Source organism: Enterobacter sp. V87_3 (genome assembly GCF_029967835.1).
Taxonomy (GTDB): domain Bacteria; phylum Pseudomonadota; class Gammaproteobacteria; order Enterobacterales; family Enterobacteriaceae; genus Enterobacter; species Enterobacter cancerogenus.
The window spans coordinates 64,302-86,295 of record NZ_JASCAM010000035.1 but is presented as its reverse complement, the minus strand read 5'-3'; the positions used below and the strand labels follow the sequence as shown (position 1 = coordinate 86,295).

At 57.6% G+C, this 21,994-nt stretch carries 22 protein-coding genes; 11 read left to right on the top strand and 11 right to left on the bottom strand.

Going from position 1 to position 21,994, the window contains the following annotated elements:
* Window positions 1–24: 24 nt before the first annotated feature.
* Both glpX and fpr read left to right on the top strand, forming a co-directional pair.
* On the top strand, window positions 25–1,035 hold the full coding sequence (gene glpX / locus QLG21_RS21980) for a class II fructose-bisphosphatase (RefSeq protein WP_282485218.1): 1,011 nt from the start codon (window positions 25–27) through the stop codon (window positions 1,033–1,035).
* A 96-nt stretch (window positions 1,036–1,131) separates the two neighbouring features.
* Complete coding sequence (gene fpr, locus QLG21_RS21975; RefSeq protein WP_282485217.1) at window positions 1,132–1,878, top strand: ferredoxin--NADP(+) reductase; 747 nt, start codon at window positions 1,132–1,134, stop codon at window positions 1,876–1,878.
* On the opposite strand, the gene QLG21_RS21970 is transcribed toward fpr, so the two are convergent.
* On the bottom strand, window positions 1,879–2,298 hold the full coding sequence (locus QLG21_RS21970; RefSeq protein WP_006179169.1) for a DUF805 domain-containing protein: 420 nt from the start codon (window positions 2,296–2,298) through the stop codon (window positions 1,879–1,881).
* 112 nt (window positions 2,299–2,410) lie between these two features.
* Between QLG21_RS21970 and QLG21_RS21965 the strand changes: the two genes are divergently transcribed.
* Together QLG21_RS21965 and tpiA are read left to right on the top strand one after the other, a co-directional pair.
* Window positions 2,411–3,007, top strand: a complete 597-nt coding sequence (locus QLG21_RS21965) for a DUF1454 family protein (protein WP_137903774.1) — start codon at window positions 2,411–2,413, stop codon at window positions 3,005–3,007.
* Window positions 3,008–3,118: 111 nt separating this feature from the next.
* Entirely contained in the window at window positions 3,119–3,886 is a 768-nt protein-coding gene (gene tpiA, locus QLG21_RS21960) for a triose-phosphate isomerase (RefSeq protein ID WP_042322670.1), read from the top strand.
* Window positions 3,887–3,966: 80 nt separating this feature from the next.
* Here the strand turns inward: tpiA and QLG21_RS21955 are convergent, their stop codons facing one another.
* From QLG21_RS21955 to cpxP, 6 genes are all read right to left on the bottom strand, one after another.
* On the bottom strand, window positions 3,967–5,271 hold the full coding sequence (locus QLG21_RS21955) for an SLC13 family permease (protein WP_137903773.1): 1,305 nt from the start codon (window positions 5,269–5,271) through the stop codon (window positions 3,967–3,969).
* A 73-nt stretch (window positions 5,272–5,344) separates the two neighbouring features.
* Window positions 5,345–6,088, bottom strand: a complete 744-nt coding sequence (locus QLG21_RS21950; protein ID WP_042322668.1) for a CDP-diacylglycerol diphosphatase — start codon at window positions 6,086–6,088, stop codon at window positions 5,345–5,347.
* A gap of 110 nt (window positions 6,089–6,198) precedes the next feature.
* Window positions 6,199–7,188 carry a sulfate ABC transporter substrate-binding protein gene (locus QLG21_RS21945; RefSeq protein ID WP_006179164.1) on the bottom strand — a complete coding sequence of 330 codons (990 nt, stop codon included), beginning with the start codon at window positions 7,186–7,188 and terminating at the stop codon, window positions 6,199–6,201.
* A gap of 212 nt (window positions 7,189–7,400) precedes the next feature.
* Window positions 7,401–8,363 (bottom strand): 6-phosphofructokinase, encoded by a 963-nt coding sequence (gene pfkA / locus QLG21_RS21940; RefSeq protein ID WP_131635617.1) that lies wholly within the window; start codon window positions 8,361–8,363, stop codon window positions 7,401–7,403.
* A gap of 174 nt (window positions 8,364–8,537) precedes the next feature.
* Window positions 8,538–9,431, bottom strand: coding sequence for a CDF family cation-efflux transporter FieF (fieF, locus tag QLG21_RS21935; protein WP_042322666.1), 894 nt, complete (start codon window positions 9,429–9,431; stop codon window positions 8,538–8,540).
* A gap of 153 nt (window positions 9,432–9,584) precedes the next feature.
* Complete coding sequence (cpxP, locus tag QLG21_RS21930) at window positions 9,585–10,091, bottom strand: cell-envelope stress modulator CpxP (protein WP_006179160.1); 507 nt, start codon at window positions 10,089–10,091, stop codon at window positions 9,585–9,587.
* A 150-nt stretch (window positions 10,092–10,241) separates the two neighbouring features.
* Between cpxP and cpxR the strand changes: the two genes are divergently transcribed.
* Both cpxR and cpxA read left to right on the top strand, forming a co-directional pair.
* Complete coding sequence (gene cpxR / locus QLG21_RS21925) at window positions 10,242–10,940, top strand: envelope stress response regulator transcription factor CpxR (protein WP_006179159.1); 699 nt, start codon at window positions 10,242–10,244, stop codon at window positions 10,938–10,940.
* Window positions 10,937–12,310, top strand: coding sequence for an envelope stress sensor histidine kinase CpxA (cpxA, locus tag QLG21_RS21920; RefSeq protein WP_006179158.1), 1,374 nt, complete (start codon window positions 10,937–10,939; stop codon window positions 12,308–12,310). The genes cpxR and cpxA overlap by 4 nt, the downstream gene beginning before the upstream one ends.
* A 116-nt stretch (window positions 12,311–12,426) precedes the next feature.
* Here the strand turns inward: cpxA and yiiM are convergent, their stop codons facing one another.
* A complete protein-coding gene (yiiM, locus tag QLG21_RS21915; RefSeq protein ID WP_006179157.1) occupies window positions 12,427–13,101 on the bottom strand; it encodes a 6-hydroxyaminopurine reductase in 675 nt (224 codons plus the stop codon).
* A 66-nt stretch (window positions 13,102–13,167) separates the two neighbouring features.
* Window positions 13,168–13,788 carry a superoxide dismutase [Mn] gene (gene sodA, locus QLG21_RS21910; RefSeq protein WP_014833772.1) on the bottom strand — a complete coding sequence of 207 codons (621 nt, stop codon included), beginning with the start codon at window positions 13,786–13,788 and terminating at the stop codon, window positions 13,168–13,170.
* Window positions 13,789–14,076: 288 nt separating this feature from the next.
* On the opposite strand from sodA, the gene rhaT reads away from it, so the two are divergent.
* Entirely contained in the window at window positions 14,077–15,111 is a 1,035-nt protein-coding gene (rhaT, locus tag QLG21_RS21905; protein WP_058610685.1) for an L-rhamnose/proton symporter RhaT, read from the top strand.
* Here rhaT and rhaR read toward each other — a convergent pair whose 3' ends face one another.
* Window positions 15,112–15,960, bottom strand: coding sequence for an HTH-type transcriptional activator RhaR (rhaR, locus tag QLG21_RS21900; protein WP_006179153.1), 849 nt, complete (start codon window positions 15,958–15,960; stop codon window positions 15,112–15,114). It abuts the gene before it with no gap.
* Between the two features lie 73 nt (window positions 15,961–16,033).
* Window positions 16,034–16,870, bottom strand: a complete 837-nt coding sequence (gene rhaS / locus QLG21_RS21895; RefSeq protein WP_088209376.1) for an HTH-type transcriptional activator RhaS — start codon at window positions 16,868–16,870, stop codon at window positions 16,034–16,036.
* 301 nt (window positions 16,871–17,171) lie between these two features.
* On the opposite strand from rhaS (QLG21_RS21895), the gene rhaB reads away from it, so the two are divergent.
* The 4 genes from rhaB to rhaS (QLG21_RS21875) all read left to right on the top strand — a co-directional run bounded on the left by rhaB (window position 17,172) and on the right by rhaS (QLG21_RS21875) (window position 21,889).
* Complete coding sequence (rhaB, locus tag QLG21_RS21890) at window positions 17,172–18,641, top strand: rhamnulokinase (protein ID WP_282485216.1); 1,470 nt, start codon at window positions 17,172–17,174, stop codon at window positions 18,639–18,641.
* Window positions 18,638–19,897, top strand: a complete 1,260-nt coding sequence (rhaA, locus tag QLG21_RS21885; protein ID WP_282485215.1) for an L-rhamnose isomerase — start codon at window positions 18,638–18,640, stop codon at window positions 19,895–19,897. The genes rhaB and rhaA overlap by 4 nt, the downstream gene beginning before the upstream one ends.
* Before the next feature lie 96 nt (window positions 19,898–19,993).
* Complete coding sequence (gene rhaD / locus QLG21_RS21880; RefSeq protein WP_137903768.1) at window positions 19,994–20,824, top strand: rhamnulose-1-phosphate aldolase; 831 nt, start codon at window positions 19,994–19,996, stop codon at window positions 20,822–20,824.
* Between the two features lie 78 nt (window positions 20,825–20,902).
* Window positions 20,903–21,889, top strand: a complete 987-nt coding sequence (gene rhaS, locus QLG21_RS21875; protein ID WP_006179148.1) for a rhamnose ABC transporter substrate-binding protein — start codon at window positions 20,903–20,905, stop codon at window positions 21,887–21,889.
* The last annotated feature ends 105 nt before the right edge of the window (window positions 21,890–21,994 follow it).

Sequence of the window (21,994 nt, the reverse complement as noted above, 5' to 3'; positions counted from 1 at the left end):
TCTTTTTGATTGCACGAGTACCTCATGAAACGTGAACTTGCCATCGAGTTTTCCCGCGTCACCGAAGCCGCCGCCCTGGCTGGCTATAAATGGCTTGGCCGTGGCGACAAAAATACCGCCGACGGCGCAGCTGTCCATGCCATGCGCATTGTCCTCAATCAGGTCAACATCGACGGCACCATCGTGATTGGCGAAGGCGAGATCGACGAAGCGCCGATGCTCTACATCGGTGAAAAAGTCGGTACCGGCAAGGGCGATGCCGTGGATATCGCCGTCGACCCCATTGAAGGCACCCGCATGACGGCGATGGGCCAGGCCAATGCCCTGGCAGTGCTGGCGGTCGGCGATAAAGGTTGCTTCCTCAATGCGCCAGATATGTACATGGAAAAGCTAATCGTCGGCCCCGGCGCGAAGGGCGCAATCGACCTTAACCTGCCGCTGGAAGAGAACCTGCGCAACGTCGCCGAGGCGCTGGGTAAACCGCTCGGTGAACTGACCGTCACCATTCTGGCGAAACCGCGCCACGACGCCACCATCACCCAAATGCAAAAGCTCGGCGTGCGCGTCTTTGCCATCCCGGACGGCGACGTCGCCGCCTCCATCCTGACCTGCATGCCTGACAGCGAAGTGGACGTGCTTTACGGCATCGGCGGCGCGCCGGAAGGCGTGGTCTCCGCGGCGGTGATCCGCGCGCTCGACGGCGATATGCAGGCCCGCCTGCTGGCGCGTCACGACGTTAAAGGCGACAGCGAAGAGAACCGTCGCATTGGCGAGAACGAGCTGGCACGCTGTGCGGCGATGGGCATTGAAGCCAACAGGGTACTGGCGTTAAACGACATGGCGCGCAGCGATAACGTGGTCTTCTCTGCAACCGGCATCACTAAAGGCGATCTGCTGGACGGTATTACCCGCAAGGGCAATATGGCGACCACCGAAACGCTGCTGATCCGCGGAAAATCACGCACCATTCGCCGCATTCAGTCTATCCACTATCTCGATCGTAAAGACCCGGACGTGCAGACCCACATTCTGTAAAACCGTTTGATCGATTGAGCTTTCCGGCCCGAATGGGCTGGAAATCTTCACCGCAAGACCGGAAGATAGAGCAGAGAAACAGCACAGGAGAAGATCATGGCGGACTGGGTAACGGGTAAAGTCACAAAGGTACAGTTCTGGACCGATGCGCTATTTAGTCTCACCCTTCACGCTCCGGTTCATCCGTTTACCGCAGGGCAATTTGCGAAGCTGGGGCTGGATGTCGACGGCGAGCGCGTACAGCGCGCCTATTCATACGTCAACGAGCCGGATAACCCGGACCTTGAGTTTTATCTGGTTACCGTCCCGGACGGCAAGCTCAGCCCGCGCCTCGCCGCGCTGAAGCCCGGCGACGAGGTGCAGATTGTCAGCGAAGCCGCAGGCTTCTTCGTGCTGGACGAAATTCCGGACTGCGACACCCTGTGGATGCTGGCGACCGGGACCGCCATCGGCCCTTACCTCTCCATTCTGGAGTACGGCAAAGATCTTGAGCGTTTTAAGAATATCGTGCTGGTACACGCCGCGCGCTATGCCGCTGATTTGAGCTATCTGCCGCAAATGCAGGCGCTGGAGCAGCGCTATGCCGGGAAGCTGAAAATTCAGACCGTGGTCAGCCGCGAAACGGCGGCAGGCTCGCTGACGGGACGCGTGCCGGCGTTGATTGAGAGCGGTGCGCTGGAAGCGGCGGTTGGTTTACCGATGAATACGGAAACCAGCCACGTGATGCTGTGCGGTAACCCGCAGATGGTCAGGGATACGCAGCAGCTTCTGAAGGATACCCGGCAGATGACGAAGCACCTTCGCCGCCGACCGGGCCATATGACGGCTGAACACTACTGGTGATCAGCGGTACTTCACCTCAAGGGTGTCTTTACCGTATTTGTTTTCGCTCTGGGTGCCGATAAACGCGCCCAGATCGATAATCATCATCACAAAGATAATGGTCGGCAACAGCAGGCCAACCACCCACGGGAGGATGGATGGCAGTATCGACCAGTCCCCTGCCACCAGCATCCACGCCAGAATAATCAGAAATGCCCATGCGCCGGAGCGGCCGCGATCGTGCAGGCGTTTTACCACCACTGCCGCCGTTGGCCACAGCAGGCACACCAGCGCAAAGGCCGCAGTTTGCGTGCTCAGCCACGCATTGAACGCCACGAAAAACAGCGCCAGCATAGCGACGATCCACGTCACTATCCATATCCAGAAGTCCCGGCGTCCGATACGCCCTTTGAATGAAAACAGCCACTGCTGTATGGTCATGTAAGGTTCCTTATTATGATATAGCGCGCATTTTACCCTGGAGTGGTGACCTTTTGACAAGCCAGGCATATATCGTTTTAATCATGGCCATTGACGGCCAGGGGCAATATTGATGAAAAGTTCGGCATACTCTCTGTTACTGTGTTTAGCGATGCTGAGCGCCAGCGTCACCCTGCACGCCGCCGACAACGCCGCTCCTGCTGCCGCGCCCTATCTGCTTGCGGGCGCGCCGTCGTTCGATCGCTCCATCAGCCAGTTCCGCGAAGCCTTTAACAAAGACAACCCAACCCTGCCGCTGGATGAATTTCGCTCTATCGAGAGCGCCCGGGATACCTCGACCCTCACCCGCGCAGCCAGCAAGATTAACGAAAATCTGTATGCCTCAACCGCGCTGGAGCGTGGAACGTTAAAAATCAAAAGCATGCAGATAACCTGGCTGCCCATCCAGGGGCCTGAACAGAAAGCGGCAAAAGCGAAAGCCCATGAATACATGAGCGCCGTGCTGCGCGCTTTTACCCCGGCCTTAACCAAAGCGCAGAGCCAGCAAAAGCTGCAAAAACTGCTCACTGCGGGTAAAAACAAACACTATTACGCCGAGACCGAAGGTGCCGTTCGCTATGTGGTGGCAGATAATGGCGAAAAGGGACTGACCTTCGCTGTTGAACCGATTAAGCTGGCACTATCAGACCCGCTCGGAGGGGCGAATTAATGACAAAAAGCAAAGCCTTTCGAGGGAAAATCTCTATACTGATTCACAGACCATGCCGCCCTTAAGGGTGGCCATATTCCTTAATTCGCTTATTTAGCGTGGAGAATTAAAATGCGACATCCTTTAGTGATGGGTAACTGGAAACTGAACGGCAGCCGCCACATGGTAAACGAGCTGGTTGCGAACCTGCGTAAAGAGCTGGCTGGCGTAACGGGCTGTGCGGTTGCTATCGCGCCACCGGATATGTACCTGGACCTGGCTAAACGTGCCGCTGACGGCAGCCACATCGTGCTGGGTGCTCAGAACGTTGACGTTAATCTGTCTGGCGCATTCACCGGTGAAACCTCCGCTGAAATGCTGAAAGATATCGGCGCGAAATACATCATCATCGGCCACTCTGAGCGTCGCACCTACCACAAAGAATCCGACGAGTTTATCGCGAAGAAATTCGCCGTGCTGAAAGAGCAGGGTCTGATCCCGGTTCTGTGCATCGGTGAAACCGAAGCAGAAAACGAAGCGGGTAAAACCGAAGAAGTGTGTGCTCGTCAGATCGACGCCGTACTGAAAACCCAGGGCGCGAGCGCGTTCGAAGGCGCGGTTATCGCTTACGAGCCAGTCTGGGCTATCGGTACCGGCAAATCAGCAACCCCAGCGCAGGCGCAGGCGGTTCACAAATTTATCCGTGACCACATTGCTAAAGCAGACGCGAAAGTGGCTGAGCAGGTTATCATCCAGTACGGCGGTTCCGTAAATGCAGCGAACGCCGCTGAGCTGTTCACCCAGCCGGACATCGACGGCGCGCTGGTTGGCGGCGCATCCCTGAAAGCCGACGCTTTCGCGGTGATCGTTAAAGCAGCAGAAGCCGCTAAACAGGCGTAATGCTGTTGTGGCGGGTGGCGCTTAGCTAACCCGCCCTACGGTTCTGTAGGCCCGGTAAGCGTCAGCGCCACCGGGCTTTTTTACAGCCGTCCCAGCAAGCTAAACCACAGATAATCCAGCGGCAGCAGCACCATATAGGTCGCTATCGCCAGTGCCAGACACAACAACATCCCCGCCCTCGCAGGCACCTTCCCTAACCCCATCGCCACCACAATCGGCGACGCCTGATACGGCAGCAGCGGCGTGGAATACCCCAGCACCTGAATCATGATCACCGACAGCAGCGGGAAGCCGGTCGCATCCGCGAAGCTCTGCGCCAGCGTGGTGTACAGCGCCGGAACGCCGTTGGCCGTCATGATGAAGTTGAGCGCGGTGGTGATCCCCGTCAGCGCCAGGAAGCTGGTAAACGGCCTGTCTGCATCCAGCGGCATAACGTGCAGCAACGCCTCCCCCACCGCCGCACCGATACCGGTCTGCGTGACGGTAATCGCCAGCCCGAGAATGCCCGCCACATAAATGCAGGTGCGCATGTTCACTCCCGCCGAGAACTCCTCTCCGGTGATAAAGCCAATACGCGGCAGCATGACGATGACCGATGCCGCCAGACCCGTCCAGGCGGGTCCCACGCCGTGCCAGCTCTCGGTGACCCACATCACCAGCACGACCGCCAGCAGCCAGGCGAGACGCTTTTCGTCCCGCCCCATCGGCTCAGAGGGTGCCAGATTGCGCGGCGGCTTTGGGCTGCCGGGAAACAGCCAGCAGATCAGGCCGATCAGAATCAGACCTTTGAGAATGCCCAGCACCGGCGTATGCAGCAGCAGGTACGGCACATAGTTGAGGTGGATCCCGTACGAACCTTCCGCCGCGCCGCTCATCACCAGGTTGGGAACGTTGGCTGGCAGAATGGTCGCGGAGAGCTGGAACGTGCCGAATCCGACCGCCAGCGCCAGGCCAAACCAGGCGCGGGAGCCATCAGGAATACCGGCCCGCTTCGCCATGGCGGCGACAATCGGCATCAGCAGTGCAATACGTCCCATGTTCGACGGCATCACAAACGCCAGCGCGTAGCTGAGCAGCACCACGCTTGCCACCATCAGTACCCAGGAGTCGGTCAGTTTCGCGGACAATGCCCGCGCGGCCCTGTCCGCGAGGCCGGTTTTACGGATCGCCACGCCCAGCACAAACCCGCTGAACACCAGCCAGAAAGCGGACGACGCAAAACCGCCGAAAATAACGTCCGGCGGGGCTATTTTGGTGGCCATCGCCGCCGTGAAAAACAGCAGCGCGGTAATGAACTCCGGCAGCAGCGATGTCGCCCAGAGCACAATGGTGACGCCAACAATCAGCGAGGGCAGAAACAGAGGGTGAGTGAACCAGAGCGACATGCCTGTCTCCTGTAGATTTTTTCAGCAAGTCTACGGCGACAGGCAGGGCGAGTAAACGCTATTTATGGTGGGGTCACTTCAGGATATCGCATTGATGATCCTGTAATTCCTCAGCGGATGCGCGGTTAAGGGTGAGCAGGTTACGTTCGGTCGCCAGCAGAACAAATGAGCCGTCAGACTGCTGCGCCATCGCCAGCGCGAAGCGTCCCATATGGTCGCGCGCTTCCGGCAGCTCTTCCGCCAGCATCATGAACGGGCTGCGCTGTACCAGCTCGTTTTCCGTCACCCTGCGGGCGAGATATTCATGCCCTTCCAGTCCGCCGGGAAGCGGCAGCCACTGGGTGCTGATCTGCCCCTGGCTGGCGTCCAGCTTTTGCCGCACGTCCGGACGCAGGCAGGAGATGTGAATATGGAAATGGTTCTGCGTGCGGCCAGTCGGGGAGTTGATGGTCAGTGAGACGGCGCTGTCCGGCACGTCTGCGCCGCGCTTCTGGCTCATAAAGTTACGCGACTGCCACGCCAGCCAGAAGAAGTTAGGGGTTTGAGGCTCGGTCAGGAGCGGGCTTTCGGTGCCATTGATGCGGTAGGTGGGCATCAGCAGATACTGCAGCGGACCGTTGCGGTCTTTAAACACTACGTAGCCTGCATCCGGCTTCACCTCTGCGCACGGCGCAGGGTTATCGTTTTTAAGCTGATTAGGCACGCACTGGTCGAGCACGATATGACGCAGCGCATTCGAATTACCCGCTTTTAAAAAGTACCAGCCCCCTGCGGCGAGCACGATAACAATCAAAATGAGCAAAAGTATTTTTTTCACAACGCGTTCCCTGTTTTTCATAGAGGCAAAAGAGTAACGCAAAATGATGACCAAATAAAAAACCCGGTGGATTTCTCACACCGGGTCACCGTGTCGTTCTGTGCGAAAGGCTAGCGTTTGCTGATCTGGTCGAAGGTGCCGCCATTGGAGAAATGCGTTTTCTGCGCGTTGGCCCAGCCGCCAAATTCCTCATCAATGGTGAAGAGTTTCAGTTTCGGGAAGGCGTTCTCGTACTTCTTCGCAACCGCCGGATCGCGCGGACGATAGAAGTTTTTCGCGGCAATGTCCTGGCCTTCCGGCGAGTAGAGATACTTCAGATAGGCCTCAGCCACCGCTTTGGTATCCTTTTTCTCCACTACCTTATCGACGATGGAGACAGTCGGTTCGGCGAGGATAGATTCGCTCGGGGTGACGATTTCAAACTTGTCTTTGCCCAGCTCGTTAGTCGCCAGCAGGGCTTCGTTTTCCCACGCAATCAACACGTCACCAATGCCGCGCTCCACGAAGGTATTGGTTGCGCCACGCGCGCCGGAATCCAGCACTTCAACGTTTTTATACAGCGCTTTGACGAAATCCTGGGCTTTCGCCTGGTCACCGTTGTTGTGGTGTAGTGCGTAGCCCCAGGCCGCCAGGTAGTTCCAGCGCGCGCCGCCGGAGCTTTTCGGGTTCGGGGTGATCACGGAAACGCCCGGCTTGACCAGGTCGTTCCAGTCATGGATCTGTTTCGGGTTGCCTTTACGCACCAGGAAAACGATGGTCGAGGTGTACGGCGCGGAGTTGTCCGGGAGGCGTTTGATCCAGTTCTTATCAATACGGCCACGCGCGGCAATGGCGTCTACGTCGTAAGCCAGCGCCAGGGTGACGACATCGGCTTCAATGCCGTTGATGACCGAGGTTGCCTGCTTACCGGAACCGCCGTGCGACTGGCGAACCACCACGTTATCACCGGTTTCCTGCTTCCAGTGCGCCGCAAAGGCCTTGTTATACTGATCGTACAGCTCACGCGTCGGGTCGTACGACACGTTCAGAAGCTGAATGTCCTTTGCCAGCACGCTGGTCGATGCCAGCAATAATGTTAACCCTACGCCCCACTTGTTCATCGCCCGGCTCTCTTATGCAATGTTTTGATGATTGCAGCGTGCCAGAAAGCTAACCGATGATTAAAGAATAAAAAAAGATTGGCTATAACTTTGAGGAATAAAAAAGGAGATTGAGTGCGTAAAAAAGCCGGGTGGCGGCTACGCCTTACCCGGCCTACGAACCAAACTTTTGTAGGCCCGGTAAGCGCTGCGCCACCGGGCAACAGAGCCGATTAGTACAGTTTTTTCGCGCAGTCCAGCCAGTCACCTTTGAACGGACGCTTCATGTTTTCAATCGCGTCGATGATGTCATGGTGTACCAGTTTTTCGTTCTGAATACCGACGCAGCGGCCACCGTGGCCCTGCAGCAGCAGATCGATCGCATACGCGCCCATGCGGGACGCCAGGATACGGTCGTATGGCCCTGGGGAGCCGCCGCGCTGGATGTGGCCGAGTACGGTTGCACGGGTTTCGCGCTTGGTTTCGGTTTCGATGTACTTCGCCAGTTCATCCACATCACAGATGTGCTCGGTGATGGCCACGATCGCGTGTTTCTTACCTTTCGCGATACCGGCTTTGATTTCGTTCACCAGATCTTCACGGCTGAACTCCACTTCCGGCACCACGATGAACTCACAGCCACCCGCAATCGCCGCCGCCAGGGTCAGATCGCCACAGTAGCGACCCATCACTTCCACGATGGAGATACGCTGGTGAGAAGAAGAGGTGTCGCGCAGACGATCAATCGCTTCAACAACGGTACCCAGTGCGGTGAAGAAACCGATGGTGTAGTCGGTGCCTTTGATGTCGTTGTCGATGGTGCCCGGCAGGCCGATGCACGGGAAGCCCATTTCAGTCAGACGTTTTGCACCCATGTAGGAACCGTCACCGCCGATAACAACCAGCGCATCGAGGCCACGTTTTTTCATGTTTTCGATAGCCACTTCACGAACGTGTTCGTCACGGAATTCCGGGAAGCGTGCGGAGCCGAGGAAGGTGCCGCCACGGTTGATCATGTCAGACACGCTGTAACGGTCGAGCTGAACCATACGGTCTTCATACAGGCCCAGGTAACCGTCATAGACGCCAAACACTTCCAGACCTTCGGTCAGGGCTGCACGAACAACCCCACGAATTGCCGCGTTCATGCCGGGCGCATCACCGCCGCTTGTCAACACACCGATTTTCTTAATCATGACTACCTCTGAACTTAGGAATGCAAAATTGAAATCTGTTGCCGAAAGAAATTATTCCATCAACGAATACTGCAAATAGTATATCAATCTCTTCCAGCTGAATTGATTCAGGTCAGACCCTATGGCGGTAATTTATACACAAAATGCTGGCCTGGCTCACTTTTTTACACCGTATTACGAAAGCTGAACGTGTCCGGGTACAACCGAGCAGGGGTCCTGGTGAATGATGACGTCTGAACCAGGAAAACGCTGCAAAATTGCCTGCTCGACCTGCTCAGCTATGATGTGAGCCTGAACCAACGGCAGGTTGTCTTCCATTTCTATGTGAATCTGAATAAAGCGGGTCGGCCCTGACTGCCGCGTACGAAGATCGTGTGCCCCACTGACGCCGGGCCAGGAGGTCACGATGGAATATATATCATCGCGTTCTGCGTCCGGAAGCGCGCGGTCGAGAAGCGATTGCACCGCGTCATACCCCATCCGTAAAGCGCTATACAAGATATAGACGCCAATTCCTAACGCAAACAACGCGTCCGCACGATGCCAGCCATACCAGGCCAGACCGAGCGCAATAAGAATCGCCCCATTCATCATAACATCAGACTGATAATGAAGCATATCTGCCCGTACCGCCTGGCTTTGCGTTTTACGCACGACCCAGCGCTGGAACGTTACCAGAACAAGAGTGCTTATAAGTGCGATTACCGTAACAGCCACGCCGACGCCCGGATCGTTCATCGGTGTCGGCGAGGCGAGATGCTGAATGCCGGTTAAAAACAGGAACAGCGCCGAACCGGAAATAAACATGCTTTGCGCCAGCGCCGCCAGAGATTCCGCCTTTCCGTGCCCGAAGGTGTGCTCTTCATCAGCCGGTTGCAGCGAATAGCGCACCACCAGCAGGTTGGTCAGCGAGGCGGCAATATCCACCAGCGAGTCCACCAGGGCAGCCAGAATACTGACCGAGCCCGTGTACCACCACGCAAAAATTTTGATAATCAGCAAACACGACGCCATCACCGTCGCGGCTATTGCGGCCCGGCTAACCAGCCGGCCATAGGATTGATTCATAAACACTCCTGTCATGCCATGGCGCTAGTATAACGGATGGAAGAGGAGTCTAAGGATGAATAAAAGGTTAACAAACCTGAACGACGGGCAAAAAAAACCCCCACATCATGTGGGGGAAGACAGGGATGGTGTCTATGGCAAGGAAAACAGGGTTTACTGGTTACTACGGGTGCTGCTATTGCTACTGAAAAACGTTGTTTCTGAGCTTCGCTGCATCCGTGCAACCTCACGCAACTGGTCCATTCGTTGCTGATGTTTGTCGTTCAAAACCGCTTGCTGCTCGGGCGATAGCAGGTGGAACATCTGGTTGCGGACCTTCGCCATCTCTACCTGGCGGTCAACCTGTTCCTGAGCCATTTTTTCGGCCTGAGCGCGTACAGCGCTTTCGTCAAAATTTTCTGCGGTGACAAGGCGGTGCATTGTCTCCATTTCGCTAACATTAACAGGGGGCTGCTCATGTCGTGCCCTCTGCATCAGATCTCGCATCTGTTGGCGTTGATGTTCGGTTAAACTTATGCCGTCAAACATATGGCTTTGGCTGCTATTCTGCGCTGCGCCCTCCTGCGAGGAACCGGTATCGCCGATGATAGCTACAGCAGCCTGGCTAAACGCACTGAAGGCCAGCGTTGAGGCCATGACGGCAGCGGTAACTTTGCGCATCACTTGCTCCCAAAATCTTTCATGTCGCGATTCAACGAGAGACAGTCTACGATTCAGGCTGCAAACATGCGTCAGGGGGTGTAAAACAACGTAAAGTCATGGATTAGATAGCCTTGATGTCGTAATTTCTGCCTCGGAGGTATTTAAACAATGAATAAAATTCTGTTAGTTGATGATGACCGAGAGCTGACTTCCCTTTTAAAGGAGTTGCTCGACATGGAAGGTTTCAACGTTCTGGTTGCCCACGATGGCGAGCAGGCGCTGAGTCTCCTTGATGACAGCATCGATCTACTTTTGCTCGACGTTATGATGCCGAAGAAAAACGGCATTGATACGCTGAAAGAGCTTCGCCAGACGCACCAGACCCCCGTTATCATGCTGACCGCACGCGGCAGCGAACTTGACCGTGTCCTTGGCCTTGAGCTGGGTGCGGATGACTATTTACCGAAACCGTTCAACGACCGTGAACTGGTGGCCCGTATTCGCGCAATCCTGCGTCGTTCCCACTGGAGCGAGCAGCAGCAAAATACGGACAACAGCTCGCCGACGCTGGAAGTGGATTCCCTGAGCCTGAACCCGGGTCGTCAGGAAGCCAGCTTTGACGGCCAGACGCTGGAATTAACCGGCACCGAGTTCACCCTGCTTTATCTGCTGGCGCAGCATCTCGGCCAGGTGGTATCGCGTGAACACCTGAGTCAGGAAGTGCTGGGCAAACGTCTCACGCCGTTTGACCGCGCCATCGACATGCATATTTCTAACCTGCGCCGTAAATTACCGGAGCGTAAAGACGGTCACCCGTGGTTTAAAACCCTACGTGGTCGCGGTTATCTGATGGTTTCCGCTTCATGATAGGCAGCTTAACCGCCCGCATCTTCGCCATCTTCTGGCTGACGCTGGCACTGGTTTTAATGCTCGTACTGATGTTGCCAAAACTCGACTCACGCCAGATGACGGAGCTTCTCGACAGTGAGCAACGTCAGGGCGTGATGATCGAACAACACGTCGAAGCCGAGCTGGCAAACGATCCGCCAAACGATTTGATGTGGTGGCGCAGGCTGTTTCGCGCTATCGACAAGTGGGCGCCGCCCGGACAACGTCTTCTGCTGGTGACCAGCGAAGGCCGCGTCATTGGGGCCGATCGCAATGAAATGCAGATCATCCGCAACTTCATTGGCCAGGCGGATAACGCCGACCACCCTCAGAAGAAAAAATATGGCCGGGTTGAGATGGTAGGGCCTTTCTCCGTCAGAGACGGGGAGGATAACTATCAGCTCTATCTGATTCGCCCTGCGAGCAGCTCCCAGACAGATTTCATCAACCTGCTGTTCGACCGCCCGCTTCTGCTGCTGATTGTGACTATGCTGCTCAGCTCGCCGCTGCTGCTCTGGCTGGCGTGGAGCCTGGCGAAACCGGCACGTAAGTTGAAAAACGCCGCCGACGAAGTGGCTCAGGGCAACCTGAGACAACATCCCGAGCTGGAAGCCGGGCCGCAGGAGTTCCTGGCCGCCGGGACCAGTTTTAACCAGATGGTGAGCGCCCTAGACCGCATGATGACCGCGCAGCAACGCCTGCTATCGGACATCTCCCACGAACTGCGCACCCCGCTCACGCGACTGCAGCTTGGCACCGCGCTGTTGCGCCGCCGCAGCGGCGAGAGCAAAGAGCTGGAGCGTATTGAAACCGAAGCGCATCGTCTGGACAGCATGATCAACGATTTGCTGGTGATGTCGCGCAACCAGCAGAAAAACGCGCTGGTGAGCGAAACGGTCAAAGCCAACCATCTGTGGCATGAGGTGCTGGATAACGCGGCATTCGAAGCCGAGCAGATGGGGAAATCGTTCACCGTTAACTTCCCGCCAGGCCCATGGCCGCTGTACGGTAACCCTAACGCACTGGAAAGCGCGCTGGAGAATATCGTGCGTAACGCCCTGCGCTACTCGCACACGAAGATTGAGGTGGCGTTCTCGGTGGATAAAGACGGGATCACCATCATCGTGGACGACGACGGCCCGGGCGTGAGTCCGGAAGATCGCGAGCAGATTTTCCGTCCGTTCTACCGTACCGACGAGGCGCGTGACCGCGAGTCCGGCGGCACGGGGCTGGGGCTGGCGATTGTTGAAACCGCCATGCAGCAGCATCGTGGCTGGGTGAAAGCCGACGACAGCCCGCTGGGTGGACTGCGGTTAACGCTGTGGCTGCCGTTGTATAAGCGTTCGTAGCTGTTCGTTTTGCAGGCCCGGTAAGCGCAGCGCCACCGGGCAAACTCACGCAAGATGCCAACAAAAAAGCCGGGCGGCGGCTTCGCCTTACCCGGCCTGCATTTCGCCAGAAGGGATTATCTTCCCCACAATCTTCGCGAATTATCCTCAATTTTGTTGCTTAAACGCCTTTTCTGCATCGTTCTGGTCCAGCTTGTCGATAGCCCTGCCGCTGACAGCAGGCGATGATACTGCTCATCGTCAAAGGGCATATGCCAGGCGATCGCGCAGGCGTCGTACACCGACACATCACTCACGCGTGAAACGAGCGCCAGCGGGGCATCCGCCGAAACGTTCCCCGCCAGCACCACGCGGTAGAGCCAGCCGGTTTTACCGGCGCTTTGCAGCCGGGCGGACATATCTTCAATGCCAAAATGGTAGTTCAGCTTGAAGCACGGCGAGCGCGGCTGCGTCACCTGAATCAGGGCATCGCCCCAGCGGAAGATATCGCCGATAAAGACGTTTTGCTCGGTCAGCCCCTCGGTAGAGAGGTTCTCGCCAAAGGCGGGGGCGACGAAGCGCTCCGCCTGCTCGGGGAATTCACTCATCCAGTAAGCATAATGCTCACGCGGATAGTGGCACAGCGCGCGCTCCGGCCCGCCGTGAATTTTCTTTTCGGCCTGCTCATCGCCCACAAGACCGCGCTCGGTGAGGCTCAACTCGCCGTCAACCTGCACTTTGGCGATGGCGCTCGGGCGGCTGCCTTCGTACTCCGTTACCTTGCCTGTAAACACGTTGACCGGGTAGTGCATCTCTACTCCTTCAGATACAAAAAAAGCGAGTCATCAGACTCGCTTCTCACAGGCGTCAATGCAACCTTATTTTTTCGCGGCGAAACGCGCTGCAGCTTCGTCCCAGTTCACCACGTCCCAGAAGGCTTTGATGTAGTCTGGACGACGGTTCTGGAACTTCAGGTAGTAAGCGTGTTCCCACACGTCCAGGCCCAGGATTGGGAAACCGGATGCGCCAGAGATCGCTTCACCCATCAGCGGGGAGTCCTGGTTTGCGGTAGAAACCACCGCCAGTTTGTCACCTTTCAGGACCAGCCACGCCCAGCCAGAGCCGAAACGGGTCGCAGCGGCTTTCTCGAATTCCGCTTTGAAGTTGTCTACGGAACCGAAGTCGCGCTCGATAGCCGCTTTCAGGTCGCCCTGCAGGGTAGTACCGGTTTTCAGGCCTTTCCAGAACAGGCTGTGGTTAGCGTGGCCGCCAGCGTTGTTACGCAGAACGGTTTTCTTGTCTGCTGGCAGCTGGTCCAGTTTGGTGATCAGCTCTTCAACCGGCAGACTAGCGAACTCTGGCAGGCTTTCCAGCGCAGCGTTGGCGTTGTTCACGTAGGTCTGGTGGTGTTTAGTGTGATGGATTTCCATCGTCTGCTTGTCGAAATGCGGTTCCAGTGCGTCGTAGGCATACGGCAGGGATGGCAGTGTATAACTCATAATCCTCTCCATTAGTGTCGGGCGGCACAGCTGTTAATGCCGCGTAAGCAGTTGGTTCATTATAGTTAATTAAATGATATTGAAAATGATTATCAATGCCGTAGTTTTTATAAGGTTATTCATTTTCCCTCTCATCGCGAAATTGTGAGTCTGCTCACGCGGTTAACGTGCTGATTGCCATCCTGAACAAAAGTGCGGCAACCTTCTGAAGGTTCCCAAACCGCCTAATTTTTACACTCATCAAGTCGGCGGGAAGCCACCGACTATAAAAACGATGAGGATGTAAAAATGAATCATGCGATTACGATGGGTATTTTCTGGCATTTGATAGGCGCAGCCAGTGCAGCCTGTTTCTATGCCCCGTTTAAAAAGGTTAAACATTGGTCATGGGAAACCATGTGGTCCGTCGGCGGTACGGTGTCATGGCTGATTTTGCCGTGGACCATCAGCGCCATGCTCCTGCCCGATTTCTGGGGCTATTTCTCCTCCTTCAGCGCCTCTACCCTGCTGCCGGTCTTCCTGTTTGGCGCGATGTGGGGCATCGGCAACATCAACTATGGCCTCACCATGCGCTACCTCGGCATGTCGATGGGTATCGGCATCGCGATTGGCATTACGCTGATTGTCGGCACCCTGATGACGCCAATCCTCAACGGCAATTTCGACGTGCTGATCAATACCGAAGGCGGGCGCATGACGCTGCTGGGCGTGCTGGTCGCGGTGATCGGCGTGGGCATCGTGACCCGCGCGGGCCAGCTTAAAGAGCGCAAGATGGGCATCAAAGCCGAGGACTTCAACCTGAAGAAAGGGCTGCTGCTGGCGGTAATGTGCGGCATCTTCTCCGCCGGTATGTCCTTCGCCATGAACGCCGCCAAACCGATGCACGAAGCCGCCGCCGCGCTGGGCGTCGACCCGCTGTACGTTGCCCTGCCAAGCTACGTGGTGATCATGGGCGGCGGCGCGCTGGTCAACCTGGGCTTCTGCTTTATTCGTCTGGCAAAAGTGAAGAACCTGTCGGTAAAAGCCGACTTCTCGCTGGCAAAACCGCTGATCGTAACCAACGTGCTGCTCTCCGCGTTGGGTGGGCTGATGTGGTATCTGCAGTTCTTCTTCTACGCCTGGGGCCACGCCAGCATTCCGGCGCAGTACGATTACATGAGCTGGATGCTGCACATGAGCTTCTACGTGCTGTGCGGCGGCCTGGTGGGGCTGGTGCTGAAGGAGTGGAACAACGCCGGGCGTCGTCCGGTGGGCGTGCTGAGCCTCGGCTGCGTGGTGATTATTATCGCTGCCAACATTGTTGGCCTCGGCATGGCGAACTGATCACGCCGCCTTTCGACTACGATGACGCCACTGTACCGGCGTCATCCCCACCTCGCGGTTAAACACCACCGAAAAGTAGTTGCTGTCCTCAAAGCCGCAGCGCATCGCCACCTCACTCACCATCAGCTCCGTATGCTGGAGCAAATACTGAGCGTGGCAGATGCGCAGCTGGCGCAGATAGTGGTTCACCGTCATCCCGGTCTGGGTGCGGAACTGCTGGCGTAACGCGCGTTCGCTGCACTGCTCCTGCTCGCAGAACTTTTCCAGCACGAAACTCTTGTTCAGGCTGCCCGCAAGTTGGGTGATGAGCTTATCAAGCAGCGCCTCCTGAGTGGTGGCGGAGGGGTTGTCGGTGGCATAACGATAGCGCTTGAGGGTCATTACCAGCTGGGCAAAGAGCAGCTCCGCCATCTGGTTAGCCTCGGGATCGTTTTTCAGGCTCTCCTGTTCAAGCTGGGAAATCACCTGCCGGACCTGGGTCATGCCGTTGCTGCTTAAGCGCCAGTGCGGTGCGCCCTTCGCATCAACAAACCCCGGAATGTTTGCGGCCCAGTCGACGTTGAGTTTGAGCCTGTCTGGGCAGTAGATGACGTTCTGCAACACCAGGTCGTTCACCGAGGCGTAGGAGTGTTTGTCCTCGGCGCGAATGTAAAACAGATCCCCGCGCGTGATGCGGTAAGGCCGGTCGTTAAGGACGTGCAGGCCGTTGCCCCGCCACACCAGCACCAGCTCGCAAAATTCATGCGTGTGTTCGGCAAAGACGTTTTGCGGATAGCGATCGGCCACCGCAACGGCCTGGCCTGCGGAGGCAAAAAAATCATCTTTGCGAAGAATTAACTGAGCAGCCACACCACAACCTCACGGGCGAATAACCTGACATTATTAGCCTTTTTGCGGCGAAAAAACGGTGATTGCCCTCGCGTTACTGAAGCGACGCGTCCTTGCCCTGGCGAATGTCGCGCGGCGACCAGCTAAATTCACGGCGAAACAGCGTCGAAAAGTGGTTACTGTCGCCGAAACCGCAACGATAAGCGATGTCCGTGACGCTTTCATCCGTGTGGCGCAGCAGATGCCGGGCCTTGATTAAGCGCAGGCGGTTAAGATAGCGCTGTGGGGTCAGTCCGGTGTGCTGCTTCAGCTGGCGGTGCAGGGTTCGCAGCGACAGCGAGAAATCATCCGCCAGCGTTTCCCAGCAGATATCCTCAGCAAAGTGATCTTCCAGCCAGGCCATCAGCTGGTTAAGGCGCGCAGCGTTATTTTCCAGCCCCTCCACCAGGCTACTGCGGCGCAGCAGCACCAGCAGTTGCATAAACAGGAGTTCACGCGTGGCAACGACGTGCGTCTCCAGCCCCTCCTCGCTCTGCTCCATCTGGCTCACCAGCTGGCGCACCTGCTGCAACGTGGACTGATTAACCCGCCAGTGCGACGGATAGTGCCCGTCTTTCTCCTGGGGCAAAAGCTGATTAAGCCCGGACAAAAACTGGAACGCATCTGGCGAGCGATACAGCACGTTGGTCAGGCACAGGTTGTCGGTATGTTCGTATAAATGCCGATCGTGATCGCGTACAAAGCAGACCGTGCCACCGCTGATGGTGTACGGCTGGCCGTTGAAGACGTGAATGCCCGTGCCGTGCTCAACAATCACAATCTCATGGAAATCATGATGATGTTCCGGAAACGCTGCCTGCGGGAGCCGTGGCTCAATCGCGACAGGCGACCCGCCCGAAGGAAAAAAATCCACGCTGTGTAGTACGGTCATAACGGCCCCCACCAATGAGAAAAGTTCTCAAAATAGTAATTAAGGCCCGGCGCACGCACCTTAAATTTTCAGCAGCAAACCTCGCAAAAGCTGTCCGTTTTTCAAGAAACGGGCGGAAAGATCGGGAAATGCGGTAAGCGTCACACTGCCTGAAAATCCCGTCATTACTGGAAACTGTGAACTGCCTCACGTTCACCTTTGCTTTCTTGCCAGCGCGCGATTTGCCCTGTCACTGGCGAGAAGGTGCCTTTTTCTTCCCTTTCTTACACTCACCGCTAATGACTTGAGAAAGGACGTGACCATGACTTTTCGCCATTGTGTGGCTGTCGATTTAGGCGCATCCAGCGGCCGCGTAATGCTGGCGACCTGGGACCGTAGCCAGCGCACGCTTTCGCTTCGCGAAATGCACCGTTTTGCCAACTGCCTGCAAAAGCGGGACGGCTTTGATACCTGGGACATTGACGGCCTGGAGGCGGCAATCCGTACCGGGCTTGAGAATGTCTGCAATGACGGCATCCGTATCGACAGCATCGGAATTGATACCTGGGGCGTGGATTACGTCCTGCTGGACGACGCTGGCGAACGCGTCGGCCTGCCCGTCTCTTACCGCGACAGCCGTACCGACGGCGTCATGGCGCATGCCATCGCCCAGCTGGGCAAAGAGGCGATCTACGGGCGCAGCGGCATTCAGTTCCTGCCGTTTAACACCCTGTATCAGCTGCGCGCCCTGGTTGAACAGCAGCCGGAACTGGCAGCAAAGGCGGCGCACGCCCTGCTGATCCCCGACTACTTCAGCTACCGCCTGACCGGCAACCTGAACTGGGAATACACCAACGCCACCACCACGCAGCTGGTGAACATCAATTCCGATAACTGGGACGAAAACCTGCTGGCCTGGACGGGCGCCTCGCCGTCGTGGTTTGGCACGCCGACCCATCCGGGCAATGTGATTGGCGAGTGGGTCTGCCCGCAGGGCAATCCGATCCCGGTGGTGGCCGTGGCGAGTCACGATACCGCCAGCGCGGTCATCGCCGCGCCGCTTGCCGACAAAGACGCGGCCTATCTCTCTTCCGGCACCTGGTCGCTGATGGGCTTTGAGAGCAAAACGCCCTACACCAGCGACGCCGCGCTGGCGGCGAACATCACCAACGAGGGCGGCGCAGAAGGCCGTTACCGGGTGTTAAAGAACATCATGGGGCTGTGGCTGCTCCAGCGGGTGCTGAAAGAGCAGAACATCACCGACCTGGCCTCGCTGATTGCACAAACCGAAAAGCTGACGGCCTGTACGTACCTGATCAACCCCAATGACGACCGCTTTATTAACCCGGCGCACATGAGCGCCGAGATCCAGGCCGCCTGCGTCGAGGCCGGCCAGCCGGTGCCGTCCCGCCCTGCCGAGCTGGCGCGCTGTATTTTTGACAGCCTCGCCCTGCTGTATGCCGACATTCTCGACGAACTGGTGAGCCTTCGCGGCAGGCCGTTCAGCCGGTTGCACATCGTTGGCGGCGGCTGCCAGAACCAGCTGCTGAACCAGCTTTGCGCCGACGCCTGCGGGATCACCGTCGTCGCCGGGCCGGTTGAGGCCTCCACGCTCGGCAATATCGGCATTCAGCTGATGACCCTGGACGAACTGGCGAGCGTCGACGATTTCCGCTCGGTAGTGGCCGACAACTATGGCCTGACCACCTTCACTCCCCATCCCTGCCATGACATTGCCCGCTACCGGGCGCAGTTTCAGCAAAAACGACTGACTAAGGAGCTTTGCGCATGACCACTCAACTTGAACAAGCCTGGGACCTGGCTAAACAGCGTTTCGCCGCCGTCGGCGTGGATGTCGACGCGGCGCTGCGCCAGCTCGACCGTCTGCCCGTCTCTATGCACTGCTGGCAGGGCGATGACGTCGCCGGTTTCGAAAACCCAGGCGGTTCGCTGACGGGTGGTATTCAGGCAACGGGTAATTATCCGGGCAAAGCGCGCAACGCCAGCGAACTGCGTGCCGACCTGGAGCTGGCGCTGAGCCTGATCCCGGGGCCAAAACGCCTGAATCTGCACGCCATCTATCTCGAATCCGACGAGCCGGTGGCGCGTAACGAGATCAAACCGGAACACTTTACGAACTGGGTGGCGTGGGCCAAAGCCAACCGGCTGGGGCTGGACTTTAACCCGTCCTGCTTCTCGCACCCGCTGAGCGCCGATGGCTTTACCCTCGCCCACGCCAACGATGAAATCCGCCAGTTCTGGATTGACCACGTCAAAGCCAGCCGCCGCGTCTCGGCGTACTTCGGCGAGCAACTCGGCACGCCGTCGGTGATGAACATCTGGATCCCGGACGGCATGAAGGACATCACCGTTGACCGCCTGGCGCCGCGTCAGCGCCTGCTGGCCGCACTGGATGAAGCCATCAGCGAAAAACTGGACCCGGCGCACCACATCGACGCCGTGGAGAGCAAGCTGTTCGGCATCGGCGCGGAGAGCTACACCGTCGGCTCGAACGAGTTCTACATGGGCTACGCCACCAGCCGCCAGACCGCGCTGTGCCTGGACGCCGGTCACTTCCACCCGACGGAGGTGATCTCCGACAAAATCTCCGCCGCCATGCTCTACGTGCCGCGCCTGCTGCTGCACGTCAGCCGTCCGGTGCGCTGGGACAGCGACCACGTGGTGTTGCTGGATGACGAAACTCAGTCAATCGCCAGCGAAATCATCCGCCACGACCTGTTCGACCGCGTGCACATTGGCCTCGATTTCTTTGACGCCTCCATCAACCGCATCGCGGCGTGGGTTATCGGCACCCGCAATATGAAGAAAGCTCTGCTGCGCGCCCTGCTGGAGCCAACCGCCGCGCTGAAGCAGCTGGAGGAAAACGGCGACTACACCGCCCGTCTGGCGCTGCTGGAGGAGCAGAAATCCCTGCCGTGGCAGGCGGTGTGGGAGATGTACTGCCAGCGTCACGACGCCCCGGCGGGCAGCCAGTGGCTGGATAACGTGCGGGCGTATGAGAAAGACGTTCTCACCGCTCGTCAGTAAAAAACATTGCCCGGCGGCGCGTTGCTTGCCGGGCCTACAGGTAAGAGTAGGCCGGGTAAGCGTAGCGCCACCCGGCATTTTCAAAGGAAACACAGTATGCAGACCATCACCACCTCCTGGTTCGTCCAGGGCATGATCAAAGCCACCTCCGACGCCTGGCTCAAGGGCTGGGACGAGCGTAACGGCGGCAACCTGACGCTGCGTCTGGACGACGCGGACATCGAGCCGTACGTCGCCGATTTCCATCCGCAGCCGCGCTATATCGCGCTAAGCCAGCCGATGCCGCTGCTCGCCAATACGCCGTTTATCGTCACCGGTTCCGGCAAGTTTTTCCGCAACGTGCAGCTTGACCCGCAGGCCAACCTCGGGGTGGTGAAAGTGGACAGCGACGGCGCAGGCTACCACATTCTTTGGGGGCTGACGGACGAGGCGGTGCCCACCTCTGAACTGCCTGCGCACTTCCTTTCCCACTGCGAGCGCATCAAGGCGACCCAGGGCAAAGACCGCGTGATCATGCATTGCCACGCCACCAACCTGATTGCCCTGACCTACGTGCTGGAAAACAGTTCGGATTTGATCACCCGCAAGCTGTGGGAAGGCAGTACCGAATGTCTGGTGGTCTTCCCGGACGGCGTGGGCATTCTGCCGTGGATGGTGCCGGGCACCGACGAGATCGGCCAGGCCACCGCGACGGATATGCAAAAACATTCCCTGGTGCTGTGGCCGTTCCACGGCGTGTTCGGCAGCGGCCCGACGCTGGATGAAACCTTTGGCCTGATCGACACCGCCGAGAAGTCGGCTGAAGTGCTGGTGAAAGTCTACGCCATGGGCGGCATGAAGCAGACCATCACCCGTGAAGAGCTGATCGCGCTGGGCAAACGCTTCGGCGTCACCCCAATGCAGTCAGCGTTAGCATTGTACCCATAAAAACATCGCGCCCCGCTCATTGAGACGGGGCGAAAACCACCTGCAATCCCTACAACTGACTCATGTGGAGTAAAAGCAATGAAAATAAAGACAAGCTTGATCCTCACCGTTGCCGCACTGGCGTTGTCCGGTTCCGCTTTAGCAGAAGTGAAAATCGCCCTCGTGGCGAAGTCCTTAGGGAATGGATTCTTCGAGGCAGCGAACGTTGGCGCGCAGGAGGCGGCCAAAGAGTTAGGCGATGTAAAAGTGATTTATACCGGCCCGACCACCACCACGGCGGAAGCGCAGATCGAAGTGCTGAACGGGCTGATCGCCCAGGGCGTGGATGCGATCGCCATCTCGGCGAACGATCCGGATGCGGTCGTGCCGGTGCTGAAAAAAGCGATGCAGCGCGGCATCAAGGTTGTCTCGTGGGATTCCGGCGTGGCGAAGGCCGGGCGTCAAATCCACCTGAACCCGTCGAACAACGCCCTGATCGGTGAAACCAACGTCAAACTTGCCGCCGACGCGCTAAAAGCGCTGAACGTCGAGAAAGGCGACGTGGCGGTGCTGAGCGCCACGCCAACCTCAACCAACCAGAATACCTGGATTGCGGAGATGAAAAAGGTGCTGCCGAAGTACCCGTCCGTCAATCTGGTGACCGTGGCCTACGGCGACGATCTCTCTGACAAAAGCTACCGCGAAGCGGTCGGCCTGCTGAAAACCTGGCCTGACCTGAAGGTGATCGTCTCGCCGTCGTCGGTGGGCATTGTGGCCGCCGCGCAGGCGGTCAAAGACCAGGGCAAGATCGGCAAAGTGTACGTCACCGGTTTAGGTCTACCGTCTGAAATGGCGGGCGCGGTGAAATCCGGGGCAAGCAAGAGTTTTGCCATCTGGAACCCGATTGACCTTGGCTACGCTGCCACCTATCTGGCGGATGACCTGGTAAAAGGCACCGCCACCAAAGGCGAAGCCAGCATGGGCAAACTCGGCAAAGTGAAGCTGGATGCCGACGGCAACGGGGCGATGGCCGAGCCGTTCGTCTACGATGCCAGCAACATTGATAAGTTCTCGAAGATCTTCTAACCCTTATCTCCCTCTCCCTGTGGGAGAGGGTCGGGGTGAGGGCATCAGGCCGCATCTCCCCTCACCCTAATCCTCTCCCGAGGGGAGAGGGGATCTAACGGAGAA